The sequence below is a fragment of the Pseudomonas fluorescens genome, assembly GCF_900636825.1.
Classification (GTDB): domain Bacteria; phylum Pseudomonadota; class Gammaproteobacteria; order Pseudomonadales; family Pseudomonadaceae; genus Aquipseudomonas; species Aquipseudomonas fluorescens_BG.
Map to the genome: position 1 here is coordinate 5,446,108 of NZ_LR134318.1, position 17,032 is coordinate 5,463,139.

Annotated in this window: 14 protein-coding genes; 8 read left to right on the top strand and 6 right to left on the bottom strand. The window is 59.5% G+C overall.

Annotated elements, in window-relative coordinates; all coding sequences use genetic code 11:
* Window positions 1-10: 10 nt before the first annotated feature.
* The 8 genes from EL257_RS24960 (at window position 11) to EL257_RS24995 (ending at window position 8,538) form a co-directional block, all read left to right on the top strand.
* On the top strand, window positions 11-805 hold the full coding sequence (locus EL257_RS24960; RefSeq protein ID WP_126367049.1) for a carbon-nitrogen hydrolase family protein: 795 nt from the start codon (window positions 11-13) through the stop codon (window positions 803-805).
* A gap of 38 nt (window positions 806-843) precedes the next feature.
* On the top strand, window positions 844-3,258 hold the full coding sequence (pqqF, locus tag EL257_RS24965; protein ID WP_126367052.1) for a pyrroloquinoline quinone biosynthesis protein PqqF: 2,415 nt from the start codon (window positions 844-846) through the stop codon (window positions 3,256-3,258).
* A 156-nt stretch (window positions 3,259-3,414) separates the two neighbouring features.
* Window positions 3,415-3,489 carry a pyrroloquinoline quinone precursor peptide PqqA gene (gene pqqA / locus EL257_RS24970; RefSeq protein WP_003444522.1) on the top strand — a complete coding sequence of 25 codons (75 nt, stop codon included), beginning with the start codon at window positions 3,415-3,417 and terminating at the stop codon, window positions 3,487-3,489.
* A gap of 81 nt (window positions 3,490-3,570) precedes the next feature.
* Window positions 3,571-4,482 carry a pyrroloquinoline quinone biosynthesis protein PqqB gene (gene pqqB / locus EL257_RS24975; protein WP_126367054.1) on the top strand — a complete coding sequence of 304 codons (912 nt, stop codon included), beginning with the start codon at window positions 3,571-3,573 and terminating at the stop codon, window positions 4,480-4,482.
* A 134-nt stretch (window positions 4,483-4,616) separates the two neighbouring features.
* Window positions 4,617-5,369 (top strand): pyrroloquinoline-quinone synthase PqqC, encoded by a 753-nt coding sequence (pqqC, locus tag EL257_RS24980; protein WP_126367056.1) that lies wholly within the window; start codon window positions 4,617-4,619, stop codon window positions 5,367-5,369.
* A complete protein-coding gene (gene pqqD, locus EL257_RS24985) occupies window positions 5,366-5,641 on the top strand; it encodes a pyrroloquinoline quinone biosynthesis peptide chaperone PqqD (protein ID WP_126367058.1) in 276 nt (91 codons plus the stop codon). Before pqqC ends, pqqD begins: the two co-directional genes overlap by 4 nt.
* Window positions 5,634-6,773: a pyrroloquinoline quinone biosynthesis protein PqqE gene (pqqE, locus tag EL257_RS24990; protein ID WP_172604583.1), complete on the top strand. Its 1,140-nt coding sequence runs from the start codon at window positions 5,634-5,636 to the stop codon at window positions 6,771-6,773. Before pqqD ends, pqqE begins: the two co-directional genes overlap by 8 nt.
* On the top strand, window positions 6,739-8,538 hold the full coding sequence (locus tag EL257_RS24995; RefSeq protein WP_126367062.1) for a S9 family peptidase: 1,800 nt from the start codon (window positions 6,739-6,741) through the stop codon (window positions 8,536-8,538). Before pqqE ends, EL257_RS24995 begins: the two co-directional genes overlap by 35 nt.
* Before the next feature lie 98 nt (window positions 8,539-8,636).
* Here the strand turns inward: EL257_RS24995 and EL257_RS25000 are convergent, their stop codons facing one another.
* The 6 genes from EL257_RS25000 to EL257_RS25025 form a co-directional block, all read right to left on the bottom strand.
* Window positions 8,637-8,795 (bottom strand): YqaE/Pmp3 family membrane protein, encoded by a 159-nt coding sequence (locus EL257_RS25000; protein ID WP_003228885.1) that lies wholly within the window; start codon window positions 8,793-8,795, stop codon window positions 8,637-8,639.
* Window positions 8,796-9,214: 419 nt separating this feature from the next.
* Window positions 9,215-10,993 (bottom strand): acyl-CoA dehydrogenase C-terminal domain-containing protein, encoded by a 1,779-nt coding sequence (locus tag EL257_RS25005; protein WP_126367064.1) that lies wholly within the window; start codon window positions 10,991-10,993, stop codon window positions 9,215-9,217.
* A gap of 213 nt (window positions 10,994-11,206) precedes the next feature.
* Window positions 11,207-13,003 (bottom strand): acyl-CoA dehydrogenase C-terminal domain-containing protein, encoded by a 1,797-nt coding sequence (locus tag EL257_RS25010; RefSeq protein WP_126367066.1) that lies wholly within the window; start codon window positions 13,001-13,003, stop codon window positions 11,207-11,209.
* 90 nt (window positions 13,004-13,093) lie between these two features.
* A complete protein-coding gene (locus EL257_RS25015; protein ID WP_126367068.1) occupies window positions 13,094-14,383 on the bottom strand; it encodes a GGDEF domain-containing protein in 1,290 nt (429 codons plus the stop codon).
* Window positions 14,384-14,574: 191 nt separating this feature from the next.
* Window positions 14,575-16,380, bottom strand: coding sequence for a phenylacyl-CoA dehydrogenase (locus tag EL257_RS25020; protein WP_126367070.1), 1,806 nt, complete (start codon window positions 16,378-16,380; stop codon window positions 14,575-14,577).
* Window positions 16,381-16,655: 275 nt separating this feature from the next.
* Window positions 16,656-16,952, bottom strand: a complete 297-nt coding sequence (locus tag EL257_RS25025) for a pyrroloquinoline quinone biosynthesis protein PqqE (protein WP_126367072.1) — start codon at window positions 16,950-16,952, stop codon at window positions 16,656-16,658.
* Window positions 16,953-17,032 lie beyond the last annotated feature (80 nt).

Here is a 17,032-nt window from a genome sequence, read left to right on the forward strand (position 1 = left end):
GGAATCCCTGATGCGTGTAGCCCTTTACCAATGTCCACCGCTGCCACTGGACCCCGCCGCCAATCTGCATCGCTTGCACCAGGTGGCGATGGAGGCCAAAGGCGCGGACCTGCTGGTACTGCCGGAGATGTTCATGACCGGCTACAACATTGGCGCCGAAGCGGTCGGTACGCTGGCTGAAGTCTATAACGGTGAATGGGCGCAGCAGATCGCGCGGATTGCCAGAGCTGCTGGTTTGGCGATTGTTTACGGCTACCCGGAGCGCACCGCCGATGGGCAGATCTATAACGCCGTGCAGTTGATCGATTCGAGCGGCGAGCGCCTGGGCAATTACCGCAAGTCGCATCTGTTCGGCGATCTGGACCGGTCGATGTTCAGCCCCGGTGATGACGATTTGCCCGTGCTTGAGCTCAACGGCTGGAAGCTGGGCTTTCTGATCTGCTATGACCTGGAGTTTCCGGAGAACACCCGGCGCCTGGCGCTTGCTGGCGCCGAACTGATTCTGGTGCCAACGGCGAACATGGTTCCGTTCGACTTCGTCGCTGACGTCACCGTCCGCTCGCGCGCCTTCGAAAACCAGTGTTACGTAGCTTATGCAAACTATTGCGGCAGCGAAGGCGACATCCACTATTGCGGACAGAGCAGCATCGCCGCACCGGATGGCAGCCGCATCGCTCAGGCCGGGCTCGACGAAGCCCTGATCATTGGCGAACTGGATCGCCAATTGATGCTCGACTCGCGCGCCGCCAATCGCTATCTCAGTGATCGCCGCCCGGAGCTATACGGCGCGCTGAACAGGCGTTAATCCGCTAGCATTGGCACTTCACTGTTCTGGAAGTGCCCATGCCTGCGCCGACACCCCCTCGCCCACACACCGAAATCCTGGCCAATGGCTTGCGCGTGACCCTGCGTCATGTGCCCGGTCTGAAGCGCAGCGCTGCTGTATTGCGCGTGGCTGCCGGTAGCCATGACGTGCCGCTGGCGTGGCCGGGGCTGGCGCATTTTCTTGAGCATCTGCTGTTTCTCGGCACCGAGCGCTTTCCTGCAGACGAAGCACTGATGGCTTACGTGCAACGTCACGGTGGGCAGGTCAATGCCAGCACCCGCGAACGCACCACGGATTTTTTCTTCGAGCTGCCCCCGTCGACCTTCGGCGAAGGGCTTGAGCGTCTTTCAGACATGCTCGCCAAGCCACGTATGAATCTGGACGATCAGTTGCGAGAACGTGAAGTGCTGCACGCGGAATTTGTCGCCTGGTCACAGGATCCGACCGCGCAGCAGCAGTTTGCGTTATATGAAGGCCTACCGGCGCAGCATCCTTTGCGCGGGTTTCACGCCGGCAATCGCGACAGCCTGAAAGTTGAAGCGCCATCCTTTCAACAAGCGTTGAAGAGTTTTCACCGGCAGTTTTATCAGACGGGGCAGATGACCCTGAGCCTGGTCGGCCCACAAAGCCTGCAAGCGCTGAAAGAAATGGCCGAGCAGTTTGCGGCCGCGCTGCCGGTTGGCGATAACGTGGCGCAAGCCGTGCCGTTGCCGTTGGCGGTGAAAAGTTATCAACAGGTCGGCGACCGACGCAGCAATCTCGTGTTTGCGTTCGATAGCCTGCCTGAAGCGGCAGACGGTGCTTTGGCGTTTCTGTGTCATTGGCTGAACAGCGGCAAACCTGGTGGACTACTGGATTGTCTGCAGCAGCAGAAGCTGGCGAATGGCTTGAAAGCCGCGCCGGTTTATCACTTCGCCGGACAAGCGTTGCTGCACTTGGAGTTTGCCGCTCGAGCCGAATCGTTGCAGAGCATTCATGCACATGTGCTGGATTGGTTGAGTTTTTTTGCTCAGCAGGACTGGGCGCCACTTCGCGTGGAATACGCCGCCCTGCATCAACGCCAGCAGCAAGTGAGCGCTGCGTTGCCATTGGCGCAGCGCGACGCTGGAACGCTTGAAAATGGGCTGTCCGATGCAGGCGTTGAAGCGCTTAACCGAATCCTCATGGAAATCGGCACTGTGGATAACTTCACCGGCCCGTGGCAACTGCCCGCCGCCAATCCATTTCTGCGCCCCAGCGAACCGTTGGCCAACGCGGGCCTGATACGCGGTCAAACCAGCGCCCATCGCGGCCTGCGCACATTCGCTCAGGATCGCTCTCGGGGGCGGCGCGAGCGATCGCCGATGCATTTCAGCCAAGCCATATCAGACATCGGTGATGACGGTGCGATCTATCTGCGCTGGCAGGTTGAAGCGGCAGCCAATGCGGCGCTGCTAAGTCAGTTGCAACGCAGCCTTCGGCAAACCGCACAAGATGCGCGGGAAGCCGGGGTCGAGCTGACGTTCACAGCCACGGCCAATCAATGGCTGTTAAAGCTCACTGGTTTGCAGGAGCCGATGCCAATCGTCCTAGAGCATGCGCTGAAATGTCTGACGCACGTTGATGCCAATTCTCCGCACGACGAGCCGGAAACGCCGCTGATTCCTATCCGCCAACTGCTAAAAGCCCTGCCAGAACATATCCTGCAATCAAGCCACACCAGCGATGATCTCGAGCACCTGTGGGCAACTTCGCATTGGGACGGTCTCGCCGTGGGTCTCAACGCACAAAGCCAATCCGCCCTGGGCTTGGCCCTGAGCCGCATTCCGGGAGTTCCGGACAATCAGTTGCCGGCGCCGACAACGATCAGCGCAGACAAGCACTGGAGCCACATCGACACCGCATCCAGCGAACACGCCGTGCTGCTGTTTTGCCCGAGTCCCGAGCGCGACATTGATGGCGAAGCCGCTTGGCGAATGCTCGCGCAGATGTGTCAGACACCGTTCTATCAGCGCTTACGCGGCGAACTGCAATTGGGCTATGCGGTGTTCAGCGCGCTGCGGCAGATTCAGGGCCGCACCGCGTTACTGTTTGGGGTGCAATCGCCGAGTGTCAGGCCCGCGGAAATCCTCATGCACATTCAACATTTTCTCGAGGGTATCCCCGCGCTGATCGCACAGCTGGATGACGAGAAGCTCAGCCACCATCGGCAAAACCTCGCCGATCAGTTCGACGCGTCCACGTTGGCCGGCAATGAGGCGGCCGAACTGCTCTGGCAGGCGAGGCTCGCTGGCCACTCGTCGGATTACCTTGATCAGATCATCGCTGCGATACACCGATTGGATCGCACGACATTGCTTGCAGCTGCACAGGGTTTGCTCAACGCCGAGGGCGGCTGGCTCTGCCTCGCCAGCGAGCCTGCCCCTGAAGTACCGTGGCAAGCGAATAATTGATCATTACCGAGGCTGCAAGGAGCTTTCTCAAAGATTCACGGGTCATCTCGTTGAAATTTTGAGTAACATAGCCGCCTAACTAATTGGAACATCACCGCGCTGCCGTGGACTATAACTATGGATAGCGCTATCCCAACCCTCAGAAGGAGACATCTCATGGCCTGGACCAAACCTGCTTACACCGACCTGCGTATCGGCTTCGAAGTCACCATGTACTTCGCCAGCCGCTGAGTTCTGCTTACGTAGAACAGCAGTGCAACGCCTCGGCTCGCCGGGGCGTTTTATTTTCCGCGTTGAAATGATGGAGTGTTCATGTTCGTCCAGATTCTGGGTTCGGCCGCTGGCGGCGGTTTTCCGCAGTGGAATTGCAACTGCGTCAACTGCGCAGGCTTTCGCGACGGCAGCCTGAATGCCAAGGCCCGCACCCAATCGTCCATCGCCATTTCCGATGACGGCGTGAACTGGGTGATGTGCAATGCCTCGCCGGACATCCGCGCGCAACTGCAGAGCTTCGCCCCGATGCAACCGGGCCGGGCGCTGCGCGATACCGGGATCAGCGCGATCGTATTGATGGACAGCCAGATCGATCACACCACTGGCCTGCTCAGCCTGCGCGAAGGCTGCCCGCACCAGGTCTGGTGCACGGACATGGTTCATGAAGATTTGAGTACCGGTTTCCCTCTGTTCAAGATGCTTACCCACTGGAACGGCGGATTGAACTGGAACCGCATCGAACTCGACCAGAGCTTCACCGTGGCGGCCTGCCCGAACCTGCGCTTCACGCCGCTGCCACTGCGCAGCGCCGCGCCGCCTTATTCGCCGCATCGTTTCGACCCGCATCCGGGCGACAACATCGGTCTGATCGTTGAAGACCTGAACACCGGCGGCAAGCTCTTCTACGCGCCGGGCCTGGGTAAAGTCGATGCGCCGTTGCTGGAAATCATGGCAGCCAGCGATTGCTTGTTGGTCGACGGCACGATGTGGGACGACGACGAAATGCAGCGTCGCGGCGTCGGCACCCGCACCGGCCGCGAGATGGGCCATCTGGCGCAGAACGGCCCCGGCGGCATGCTTGAAGTGCTTGAGCAACTGCCTGAGCAGCGCAAGATTCTTATCCACATCAACAACACCAACCCGATCCTCGACGAGGATTCGCCGGAGCGGGCCGAGTTGGCGCGGCGTGAAGTTGAAGTGGCGTATGACGGCATGAGTATTGTGCTGTAACTGATGGCCCCATCGCTGGCAAGCCAGCTCCCACAAGGTTCTGTGGCGTATACAAAACCTGTGAGAGCTGGCTCGCCAGCGATGACGTCCTGACAGACACCAAAGAATCCAAAGCTTGTTCCCGGAGAACAGACATGCCTGACACTCCAATGTCCCCCGCCGAATTCGAAGCGGCCTTACGCGCCAAAGGCGCCTATTACCACATCTACCACCCCTATCATGTGGCGATGTACGAAGGCCGCGCCACGCGCGAGCAGATTCAGGGCTGGGTCGCCAACCGCTTCTACTATCAGGTGAACATCCCCCTGAAGGACGCGGCGATCCTCGCCAATTGCCCGGATCGGGAAATCCGCCGCGAGTGGATTCAGCGCCTGCTCGATCACGACGGCGCGCCCGGTGAAGACGGCGGCATTGAAGCCTGGCTGCGTCTCGGCCAGGCAGTCGGTCTCAATCCGGATCAATTGCGCTCGCAGGAACTGGTGCTGCCCGGCGTGCGTTTTGCCGTCGACGCGTACGTCAACTTCGCCCGTCGCGCCAGTTGGCAGGAAGCGGCAAGCAGCTCGCTGACCGAATTGTTCGCGCCGCAGATCCACCAGTCGCGCCTCGATAGCTGGCCGCAGCATTACCCGTGGATCGACCCGGCCGGTTACGAATATTTCCGCACCCGCCTCGGCCAGGCGCGCCGCGACGTCGAGCACGGTCTGGCGATCACCCTTGAGCATTATCGGACGCGCGAAGGGCAGGAGCGCATGCTGGAAATTCTCCAGTTCAAACTGGACATTCTTTGGAGCATGCTCGATGCCATGAGCATGGCCTACGAACTGAACCGTCCGCCATATCACAGCGTGACCGAACAACGGGTCTGGCATAAAGGAATCACGTTATGAGTTTCGATCGCAGTAAAGTGCCGACTTGGCGGCCCGGCTACCGTTTCCAGTACGAACCGGCGCAAAAGGGCCATGTGTTGCTGTATCCGGAAGGCATGATCAAGCTCAACGATACGGCAGCCTTGATCGGCGGCTTGATTGACGGCGAACGTGACGTTGCGGCAATCATTGCCAAACTCGACGAGCAGTTCCCTGGCGTGCCCGAACTTGGCGACGACATTGAGCAATTCATGGAGGTTGCCCGTGAGCAACACTGGCTCACCCTTGGCTGATCTGCCGGCAAAACCGGAAATCGGTCTGCCGCTGTGGTTGCTCGCCGAGCTGACCTACCGCTGCCCGCTGCAATGCCCGTATTGCTCAAATCCGCTGGATTTTGCCGAGCAGGGCAAAGAGCTGACGACTGAGCAGTGGATCAAGGTTTTCCGTGAGGCGCGGGAGATGGGCGCGGCGCAGTTGGGCTTTTCCGGTGGCGAACCGCTGGTGCGCCAGGATCTGGCCGAACTGATTCATGAAGCGCGGCAGCTGGGCTTCTATACCAACCTGATCACCTCGGGCATTGGTCTCACTGAACAGAAAATCAGCGACTTCAAAAAGGCCGGTCTCGATCATATTCAGATCAGCTTCCAGGCCAGCGACGAGCAAGTGAACAACCTCCTCGCCGGTTCGAAAAAGGCATTCGCGCAGAAGCTTGAGATGGCCCGCGCCGTGAAGGCTCACGGCTATCCGATGGTGCTGAACTTCGTCACCCATCGGCATAACATCGACAAAATCGACCGCATCATTGAGCTGTGCATTGCGCTGGAGGCCGACTTTGTCGAACTCGCCACCTGCCAGTTCTACGGTTGGGCGCAGCTCAATCGTGTCGGCCTGTTGCCGACCAAGGAACAACTGGTGCGTGCCGAGCGCATCACCAACGAATACCGGGCGAAGCTGGAAGCCGAAGGGCATCCGTGCAAGCTGATTTTCGTCACCCCGGATTACTACGAAGAACGTCCGAAGGCCTGCATGAACGGCTGGGGCAGCATCTTTCTGACGGTGACGCCGGACGGCACCGCCCTGCCCTGCCATGGCGCGCGCCAGTTGCCGGTGCAGTTTCCCAATGTGCGCGATCACAGCATGCAGCACATCTGGTACGACTCGTTCGGCTTCAATCGCTTTCGCGGTTACGACTGGATGCCCGAGCCGTGCCGCTCCTGCGATGAAAAAGAAAAGGATTTCGGCGGCTGCCGCTGCCAGGCGTTCATGCTCACCGGTGATGCGAGCAATGCCGACCCGGTGTGCAGCAAGTCCGAACATCACGGGGTGATTCTCAAGGCCCGTGAAGAAGCCGAGACCGCGACCCAAACCATTGAACAACTGGCCTTCCGCAATGAACGAAACTCGCGCCTTATCGTCAAGGGCTGAGCCTTTCAGCGCCTTGCAAGCCGTCGCTGCCGGGATGGATTTCGCTGAACTGCAGCTCGGCGTCAATGGCTTGTTCTGGAACGAATATCGTCCGGAAGACGCCGCCTGCCGGATCTGGCACTGGCGCGATGGCGTGGCGAAGCGCCTGACACCGGACGGCTTCAGCGTGCGAAGCCGCGTGTACGAATACGGCGGTGGCGCGTTTTGTCTGACGCTCGACGGCGTGGTTTTCGTTAATGAGGCCGATCAACAGCTGTATCGGCAGACGCTGGATGGCGAACCCCGTGTGCTGACCTCGGGTGATTGTCGCTACGGTGATCTGCATTTCGCCAATGGGCGGGTGTTGGCCGTTGAAGAGCAGCTGGATCAACATCGGCTCGTGGCGATTGATCTGGCGGGTGGCGCGCGTCAGGTGCTGGCCGAAGGGGCTGATTTCTACGCGGCGCCGACCCTCAGCCCGAACGGCCAACGTCTGGCCTGGATCGAGTGGAGCCGACCGCATCAACCGTGGACATCCACGCGATTGATGGTCGCTGAAGGTGATTTTTCCGCGCCGCGCTGTGTCGCCGGCGAACAGGTTGAAGAGTCGATCCAGCAGCCGCGCTTCGACGCTGATGGCCGTTTGTATTGCCTGACTGATCGCGGTGGCCATTGGCAGCCGTGGGGCGAAACATCAGCGGGTCTGCAAGCGCTGCCAAGTGCCGAAGCCGATCACGCGCCCGCTCCGTGGCAGCTCGGTGGCTGCACTTGGTTGCCTGTTGGCGATCAGTTTTTAGCCACCTGGAGCGAGGCTGGTTTCGGTCGCCTGGCCTTGGGCGATGAAGACTTTACCGGCGTGTACAGCCGCTTCCGCCATTTGGCACTGGACGAACAGTTCATCTATTGCATTGCTGCTTCGCCGATCAGCCCTTCGGCAGTGATCGCCATTGATCGCGCCTCCCATGAGGAAAAGGTTCTGGCTGGCGGCATCGCCCCCTTGCCCGCCGAACACATCAGCCGTCCGCAAACCTTGCGCTACCCTAGCGGTTCGGGCGAAGCACACGGCTTTTTTTACCCGGCGATGAGCGGCGAGACACAACCGCCACTGGTGGTGTTCATCCATGGCGGCCCGACGTCAGCGTGCTATCCCATGCTCGACCCGCGCATTCAATACTGGACGCAGCGTGGCTTCGCCGTGGCGGACCTCAACTATCGCGGCAGCAGCGGCTATGGCCGTGAATACCGGCAAGCGCTGCATCTGCGCTGGGGCGAGGTGGATGTCGAAGATGCCTGCGCGGTGGTCAGCTATCTCGCCGGAGAGGGGTTGATCGATGGCGCAAACGCCTTCATCCGCGGCGGCAGTGCGGGTGGTTATACGACGCTGTGTGCACTGGCATTCAGGCAGGTGTTTCGCGCAGGCGCCAGCCTGTACGGCGTCAGCGACCCGATCGCTTTGGGGCGAGCCACGCACAAGTTTGAAGGTGATTACCTGGACTGGCTGATCGGCGATCCCGAGCGAGACGCAGAACGCTACGCCGCGCGCACGCCGTTATTGCACGCGAACAACATAAGCGTGCCGGTTATCTTCTTTCAGGGTGAATTGGACGCGGTCGTCGTTCCGCAGCAGACCCGTGACATGGTTGCGGCGCTGGAGCGCAACGGCATACCGGTGCAAGCGCATTATTATCCCGACGAGCGCCACGGCTTCCGCCGCGCGGCGAATCAGGCGCATGCGCTGGAACAGGAATGGAAGTTTTATCGGCGGGTGATGGGGCTCACAGACTGATCTTCCTGTGGGAGCTGCGGAACGCTGCGATCTTTTGATCCTCGAAGCAAAATCAAAAGATCGCAGCGTGCCGCAGTTCCTGCAGCGATGCGGCTGACTCAGCGCTTGGCGATGATGTAGACCGCATGCACGATCCCCGGAATGTACCCGCACAGGGTCAGCAGAATGTTCAACCAGAACGCCCCGCCAAACCCGACCTGCAGAAACACGCCCAGTGGCGGCAACAGAATAGCGATGATGATGCGAATGAAATCCATGGGGCAGCTCCTGAATGGGGGTTGGCTCAATTCAGCCATACAAGCTAATCGACCCGCGCCGTTCGTCAGGGTTCATTACGCTTGTGATTTGGAGCGCAGCACCACAAAAACGCCCAAGTATCGGAAGTGAGCGGGCTTTAGAGCGCATGACAAATCCGGAGTCGGCAGCCACCGTTCGATCGCTGGCCTGAAAACTTTTCTTCAGGCAAAAGAAAACCCCGCCGAAGCGGGGCTTTGCAGACTGTTTCCCTGACATCCATTTCACTCCGCCACCCTGGCAGAATCCTACGTGTCCGTGTTGTTACTTTGCGCTTCCTGCGCGACGTCCATGAAATGTAGATTAGCCGTGGATCCAATCTACGCATATGGGAGAACAGCAGCACGTCACGTAAGCAAATGCTTACATGCCGTGCACGGGGTCAGAACTGCGCGGCGTCGAGCAGGAACAAGGATTCGCTACCGGCTTTAACGGACGCGCTCAATGAGTGAATGCGCGGCAGCAAACGGGCGAAATAGAAGCGTGCGGTGCCGAGCTTGCTGGCGTAGAAATCGTCTTTCGCCTCCTTGCCCAGCGAGGCTTTGGCCATCAACGCCCACATGTAGGCGTAGGCCGTGTAGCCGAACGCTTGCAGATATTCGACCGAGGCCGCGCCGATTTCGTTCGGATTGTTTTTTGCCCGGTCCAGCAGCCATGCGGTCAGCTCGTCCAGCGTGTCGACGGCATCGTTCAGCGGCTTGGTGAACTCACCCAGATCGGCGCTGGCGGTTGCAGTGAAGTGGCGGATCTCATCGGCGAACAGCTGGTAGAACGCGCCGCCGCTGCCGACGATCTTGCGACCGACCAAGTCCAACGCTTGAATGCCGTTGGTGCCTTCGTAGATCTGAGTGATGCGCACGTCACGCACCAGTTGCTCCTGGCCCCACTCACGGATGTAGCCGTGGCCGCCGAAGATCTGTTGGCCATGAACCGTGGTTTCCAGACCCAGATCGGTGAGGAAGGCTTTTGCCACCGGGGTCAACAACGCCACCAGATCTTCCGCGCGCTTGCGAGTGGTCGCGTCTTCGCTGAACTTGGCGGTGTCGAGTTGCATGGCGACGTAAGTCGAGAACGCACGGCCGCCTTCGTTCGAGGCCTTCATGGTCAGCAGCATGCGCCGCACGTCCGGGTGGACGATGATCGGATCAGCGACTTTGTCCTTGTTCTGCGCGCCGGTTGGCGAACGGCTTTGCAGACGGTCGCGCGCATATTCGATGGCGTTCTGATAGGAGCGCTCGCCGGTCGCCAGGCCCTGAATGCCCACACCCAGACGCTCGTAGTTCATCATGGTGAACATCGCGGCCAGGCCTTTGTTCGGCTCGCCGACCAGATAACCGACCGCTTCGTCGAAGTTCATCACGCAGGTGGCCGACGCCTGAATGCCCATCTTGTGTTCGATCGAACCGCAGTTCGCCGGATTGCGCGCGCCCAGGCTGCCGTCGGCATTGACCATGAACTTCGGCACCAGGAACAGCGAAATGCCTTTCGGGCCAGCCGGGGCGTCCGGCAGCTTGGCCAGCACCAGGTGGATGATGTTTTCGGTGAGGTCGTGTTCGCCACCGGTGATGAAGATCTTGGTGCCACTGACCTTGTAGGATCCGTCGGCCTGCGGCTCGGCTTTGGTGCGAATGATCCCCAGGTCGGTCCCGGCGTGCGGCTCGGTCAGGCACATCGACCCGGCCCAGACACCGGCATACATGTTCGGCAGATACGCGGCTTTCAGTTCTTCACTGGCGTGGGCATTGATCGACAGGCAGGCGCCGGCAGTCAGCATCGGGTACAAGCCGAAGGACAGACTGGCGGAGTTGACCATTTCCTCAACCTGCGCCGACACGGCTTTGGGCATACCCATGCCGCCATACGCCGGATCGCCGCCAACGCCAACCCAACCGCCCTGCGCGTAAGTCTGATAGGCCTGGGGGAAACCGGCCGGCGTGGTGACGGCACCGTCGGCCCAATGGCAACCTTCTTCGTCAGCGGCACGGCTCAAGGGTGCGATGCTTTTGCTGGTGACCTTGCCGGCCTCTTCGAGAATCGCCTCAACGGTTTCGGCATCGACAGTCTCGGCCAGCGCCGGCAATTCGGCCCACAGTTTGGCGACTTCGAATACTTCATTGAGGACGAAGCGCATATCGCGCAGCGGCGCTTTGTAGTCAGCCATGGCAAACCTCGCAAGATCTAAACAGGTGATTCGTGGAATGATGATTTCGTTGTGCCCGAGTGTACCTCAACAACTTTTACGACACATAGGGTCAACTGGTGACTGATTTGTTATTTTTAGTCACCACGAAAAGATCGCAGCCTTCGGCAGCTCCTACAGATAAAACTCGATCCCGTGTAGGAGCTGCCGAAGGCTGCGATCTTTTGATCTGCCTTAAAGCGCAAACACCTCCGCCGGCAACTTCATCAAACAATCACTCCCGGCCTCAATCGCCGCCCGATGCGCCGCAGTACGCGGCAACAAGCGTTTGAAGTAAAACTCGCACGTCGCCAATTTGCCTTTCAGGAAGTCTGCCTCGCCCTCGCCCGCCTCAAGCTTTGCCTGGGCGACCAGCGCCATGCGCAACCACAGATACCCCAAAATGATGTAGCCGCTATACATCAGGTAATCCACCGACGCCGCGCCCACTTCATCCGGATTCTTCATCGCCGCCATACCAACCTTCATGGTCAAGTCGCCCCACTGCTGGTTGAGGTCATTGAGCTGGCCCACGAAGCTGCGCAACTGCGGATGGTCAACATTGGCCGCGCAAAACTTATGCACGATCTTGGTAAAGCCGCGCAGCAACTTGCCCTGACTGCCCAGCACCTTGCGCCCAAGCAGATCCAGTGCCTGAATGCCGTTGGTGCCTTCGTAGATAGGCGCAATCCGGCAATCGCGAACCAACTGCTCCATGCCCCATTCGCGAATGAAACCGTGGCCACCGAACACCTGCATGCCGTGGTTGGTCACCTCCAGCCCGGTGTCGGTCATGAACGCTTTGCAGATCGGCGTGAGAAACGCCAACAGATCTTCTGCCTCCTGCCGCGCCTCGGCATCGCTGCTCAAGTGGGCGACATCGAGCATCTGCGCGGTGAAGTAAGTCAGCGCACGGTTGCCTTCGTTGAAGGCTTTCATGGTCAGCAACATGCGACGCACATCGGGGTGGACGATGATCGGATCAGCCGGTTTGTCGGGGGCTTTGGCGCCAGTCAGAGAGCGCATCTGCAAACGGTCGCTGGCGTACTTGATAGCGCCCTGAAAACTCGCCTCGCCCAGACACGAGCCTTGCATGCCGGTGCCGAGGCGCGCGTGGTTCATCATGGTGAACATGCAGTTGAGGCCCTTGTTCGGCTCACCGATCAGAAAACCTTTGGCGGCATCGAAATTCAACACACAGGTCGCCGACGCCTTGATGCCCATTTTGTGTTCGATCGAGCCGCAGGAAACGCCGTTGCGCGCTCCTGCTTCACCCGCTGCATCGGGCAAAAACTTCGGCACGATGAATAACGAAATGCCTTTGGTGCCCGCCGGCGCATCCGGCAGTTTGGCCAGCACCAGATGGATGATGTTGTCGCTCAGATCATGCTCGCCGGCAGAAATGAAGATCTTGCTGCCGGTGATCGCGTAGCTGCCGTCGGCCTGGGGCGCGGCGCGGGTCTTGATGATGCCCAGATCGGTGCCGCAGTGGGCTTCGGTCAGGCACATGGTGCCGGTCCATTGGCCGGCGGTGAGTTTGCTCAGGTAAGTGTCTTTCTGCTCGGTGGTGCCGTGGGCGTGGATCGCCGACATCGCGCCATGAGTCAGGCCCGGGTACATGCCCCAGGAAGTGTTGCTGGAACCGACCATTTCGCTGATCACCAGCCCCAGCGAACTCGGCAATCCCTGCCCACCGTAAGCCGGATCAGCCGCCAGACCGTGCCAGCCGCCCTCGACATATTGTGCGAAGGCTTGCTTGAAGCCTGTAGGCGTTGTCACCACGCCGTTGTCGAAATGGCAGCCTTCCTCGTCGCCGCTGCGATTGAGCGGTGCGAGAACGTTCTCGCAGAATTTCGCACCTTCCTCGAGGATCGCGTTGATCATGTCCGGGCTGGCGTCATGTGCGCCGAGGGCGGCGTAATTGGCGTGGAAGTCGAAGACGTGGTCGATCAGAAAGCGCATGTCGCGCAGCGGGGCTTTGTACTCGGGCATGGTGGCTTCTCCGTCAGCAGATTGTTTCAACCTACTGCCGGCCACCACGCCCCACAATCACTGTGCAGACGCTGAATGCGCTGTCATCACTCAACCTGCAGCGGTATCCATGCGCACCGCGCCACGGCGGTTCTGGCCGAACGCAACGACACAGTTTCGCCCGGCGCCCTTGGCGCTGTAGAGCGCCTCGTCGGCGGATTTCAGGACTTGCTCCGGCGTGCGCTGTTCAACGCGCTCGGCAACACCGATGCTGACCGTCACCGACACGCTGGAAGCGCCGGAGCCGCTGCGGCGCTGGCGACCTTGCTGGTCGTCCTGCGGACGGTTTTCCTGGTTGCGCAACTGAATGCTGTAGGACGCAATCGACTCGCGAATCACTTCCAGATGCGGCATGCATTCCTCGAGGGTTTTGCCCGCGAAGACCAAGGCGAATTCCTCACCACCATAGCGATACGCCCTACCGCCACCGCTGATCTTGGACAGCTTGCTGGCGACCAGACGCAGGACCTGGTCACCGACATCGTGACCATGGGTGTCGTTGAATTTCTTGAAGTGATCGACGTCGCTCATTGCCAGCACGTAATTTCGTCCCAGGCGCTGCATGCGTTCATTCAGTGCGCGACGACCCGGCAAACCGGTGAGCTCGTCGCGAAAGGCCATTTGATAAGCCTCATGTGCCACCGCGGCAGCGATCATCAGCATCACTTGGCTGCACATGATGTTGAGAGTAAACGGCAGGATGAAGGTTTTGGGCAGCATCCAGAAGACGCCGAGCAAGCCGACCAGTTGCGCGGCGTGCAGCGGGCGCGGGTTGCGCCAGTATTGCCAGGCCAGCAATACGAAGGCTGAAATGAATACCGGGTAGGACAGCTGAATCAGGCTCATCCACGCGCCGTGCAGCGCCGGCCAGCGAATTTCCGACAGCCACAGCAGCAACGCCTGTGGGTAACTTTGCTCAAGCCCCAGCGCCACGCTGCCGAATGCCAATAGCACTGCGAACCGCGCGACCATGTCCTGAAACAGGTGGGTGCGCTCCTGCCACGCTGCGAACAGGCCAAACAACAACGGCAACAACAGGCAGACCAGATGGAAGACCACGGCGGCGTCCTCGCGCACCTTACCGTTGTCGCGGTAATAATCGGTCTGGGTATCGAGCAGGAAGTAGGCGATGTAAACCGTGAGCATCAGGAACAACTCGCGCTGACGTCGGTATACCGCGCAATACGCACCGCCCAGCAGCAGAACCAGAGTGGGCAGCACGTTGAACAGGGAAGTGAAAAACACGCTGAGGTCTTTGACGTACGCAGCCGCCAACCCCGCAAGCAATAACAGCAGTGAAGGTAGGAAATGGCTGAAACGTACAGCGGAAGAACGCGGCAAGGGTAAGCTCCGACCCGTCATAGCAAAGAGATGGCATTGTGCCTGCAAAGTGCAGCCAAGCCCATACAATGTGATCCAGATCACACACTGTCTCTTTAACGGCAGAGCGCCGGACTATCTGAGCGATTCACCCACAAAAAAACCGCTGCTCCCGACGGGAGCAGCGGTTTTCGCGGAGACAGCGCGGGGGCTTAGTAGCCCAGTGCGAAGTCTTCTTCTTTCATGTCCATCAGGTTGTTGGCACCCGACAGCATGGTGGCCACGTGCGTACGGGTACGCGGCAGGATGCGCTGGAAGTAGAAGCGCGCGGTTTGCAGCTTGGCGGTGTAGAACGCCGCGTCGCCGGTGCCTTCTGCCAGCTTCTCGGCTGCCAGACGCGCCATGTCGGCCCAGAAGTAAGCCAGGCAGGCATAACCGGAATACATCAGGTAATCCACGGAGGCCGCGCCAACTTCTTCGCGATCTTTCATGGCAGCCATACCGACCTTCATGGTCAGCTCACCCCATTCCTTGTTGATCGCTGCCAGCGGAGCGACGAACTCTTGAACGGCTTCGTTGCCTTCGTTGTTCTGGCAGAACTTGTGGACAATCTTGGTAAAGCCCTTCAGCGCTTCGCCTTGAGTCATCAGCACTTTACGGCCAAGCAGGTCGAGCGCCTGAATACCGGTGGTGCCTTCGTACAGCATCGAAATGCGGCTGTCGCGGACGTTTTGCTCCATGCCCCACTCGGCGATGAAACCGTGGCCGCCGTAGATTTGCACGCCGTGGTTGGCGGCTTCGAAACCGACTTCGGTCATGAACGCTTTGGCGATCGGCGTCATGAAAGCCAGCAGTGCGTCGGCTTTCTTTTTCTCTTCTTCATCAACGCCGTACTTGACGATGTCGACCTGTTTGGCAGTGAAGTACACCATCGCACGGTTGCCTTCGGCGAACGCCTTCATGGTCAACAGCATGCGGCGAACGTCCGGGTGGACGATGATCGGGTCAGCGGCTTTTTCTGGCGCTTTCGGGCCTGTCAGCGAGCGCATTTGCAGGCGATCGCGAGCGTATTTCAGACCACCCTGGAAACCGATCTCGGCGTGAGCCAAGCCTTGCAGCGCGGTGCCCAGGCGAGCGGTGTTCATGAAGGTGAACATGCAGTTCAGGCCTTTGTTCGCCGGGCCGATCAAGTAACCGGTAGCACCATCGAAGTTCATCACGCAGGTGGCGTTACCGTGGATGCCCATCTTGTGTTCCAGCGAACCGCAGGTTACTGCGTTGCGCTCGCCGATGGTGCCGTCAGCGTTCGGCATGAACTTTGGAACGATGAACAGCGAGATGCCTTTGGTGCCGGCCGGTGCGTCCGGCAGGCGGGCCAGAACGATATGGACGATGTTGTCGGCCATATCGTGTTCCCCGGCCGAGATGAAGATCTTGGTGCCGGAGACTTTGTAGGAACCGTCGGCCTGAGGCTCGGCCTTGGTGCGCAGCATGCCCAGGTCGGTGCCGCAGTGCGGTTCGGTCAGGCACATGGTGCCGGTCCATTCGCCGGAAACCAGCTTGGTCAGATAGGCTTCTTGCTGCTCTGGAGTGCCGTGCTCGGAAATAGTGTTCATCGCGCCGTGCGACAGGCCTGGGTACATGCCCCACGACCAGTTGGCTTCACCAACCATTTCGCTCACCGCCAGACCCAGCGACTCAGGCAGACCCTGACCGCCGTGCTCAACGTCGTGCGCCAGGCTTGGCCAGCCGCCTTCGACGAATTGCTTGTACGCCTCTTTGAAGCCGGTCGGGGTCTTCACGCCCGATTCGCTCCAGGTGCAGCCTTCGAGGTCGCCCACGCGGTTCAGCGGTGCCAGTACCTGCTCACAAAACTTGGCGCCTTCTTCGAGAATGGCGTCAACCATGTCTGGAGTTGCGTCTGCGCAAGCCGGAAGGCTCTGATAGTGCGCTTCGTAGCCGAGCAGCTCGTCACGAACGAAGCGAATATCACGCAAGGGGGCCTTGTAGTCAGGCATAGCGATAAACCTCTGCTGATGTAACCGGGAATGAACGACCGCGTTGATTTGTTGTGACGGTCAAACAGTTGTTTGAAACATACGTTTACGCCGAAATCTTGTCAAGCATCGTTCTTTTGCCGTTCGTCATCGCATTTTCCAAACGCCGGACGCAGCCAATGACCATGCACTCGAACGGGTCACGGAAGTTGAAAAAAGATTAGTTGAGGAAGAAGGACTTGGAATGAAAAACGCCGCGATAAAGCGCGGCGTTGGCAACACGGAAAGCGAAACTATCAGGCAAACGTATCGATGATCGTACCAAGCACTTCGTCGGAAGCCTTCGCAACCTTCACGCCCAGCTCAGCCTGGATCTTGCCTTGCGCCATCTCGACGATATTGCTGGCCAGATCCGACTGCTGACTGCGATCCACACCACGCAGTCGATCGACCTGCACTTCAGACGACTGGCTGGTCACCGCGCGCTCGATGGTATTGTTGGCAATCTGGCTGGCGGCCTGATCGATGCGGTTCATTCCGCTCTGAATTGAGCTCAGACCGGCGTAAAAAGCTGTGTTACCGGAGATTTCCATAGCAAGTCTCATCCTTGGGAAGGATCAATAGTCGCCATTGAAGCAGAGGCGGCAGGAAAACGCCCGTCAATAACACTAAT

What these genes read in the sequence shown, in the direction of transcription:
- EL257_RS24960 (WP_126367049.1), top strand. Translation starts at nt 11, where the DNA reads ATGCGTGTAGCCCTTTACCAATGTCCACCGCTGCCACTGGACCCCGCC.
- pqqF (WP_126367052.1), top strand. Translation starts at nt 844, where the DNA reads ATGCCTGCGCCGACACCCCCTCGCCCACACACCGAAATCCTGGCCAAT.
- pqqB (WP_126367054.1), top strand. Translation starts at nt 3,571, where the DNA reads ATGTTCGTCCAGATTCTGGGTTCGGCCGCTGGCGGCGGTTTTCCGCAG.
- pqqC (WP_126367056.1), top strand. Translation starts at nt 4,617, where the DNA reads ATGCCTGACACTCCAATGTCCCCCGCCGAATTCGAAGCGGCCTTACGC.
- pqqD (WP_126367058.1), top strand. Translation starts at nt 5,366, where the DNA reads ATGAGTTTCGATCGCAGTAAAGTGCCGACTTGGCGGCCCGGCTACCGT.
- EL257_RS24995 (WP_126367062.1), top strand. Translation starts at nt 6,739, where the DNA reads ATGAACGAAACTCGCGCCTTATCGTCAAGGGCTGAGCCTTTCAGCGCC.
- EL257_RS25000 (WP_003228885.1), bottom strand. Translation starts at nt 8,795, where the DNA reads ATGGATTTCATTCGCATCATCATCGCTATTCTGTTGCCGCCACTGGGC.
- EL257_RS25005 (WP_126367064.1), bottom strand. Translation starts at nt 10,993, where the DNA reads ATGGCTGACTACAAAGCGCCGCTGCGCGATATGCGCTTCGTCCTCAAT.
- EL257_RS25010 (WP_126367066.1), bottom strand. Translation starts at nt 13,003, where the DNA reads ATGCCCGAGTACAAAGCCCCGCTGCGCGACATGCGCTTTCTGATCGAC.
- EL257_RS25020 (WP_126367070.1), bottom strand. Translation starts at nt 16,380, where the DNA reads ATGCCTGACTACAAGGCCCCCTTGCGTGATATTCGCTTCGTTCGTGAC.
- EL257_RS25025 (WP_126367072.1), bottom strand. Translation starts at nt 16,952, where the DNA reads ATGGAAATCTCCGGTAACACAGCTTTTTACGCCGGTCTGAGCTCAATT.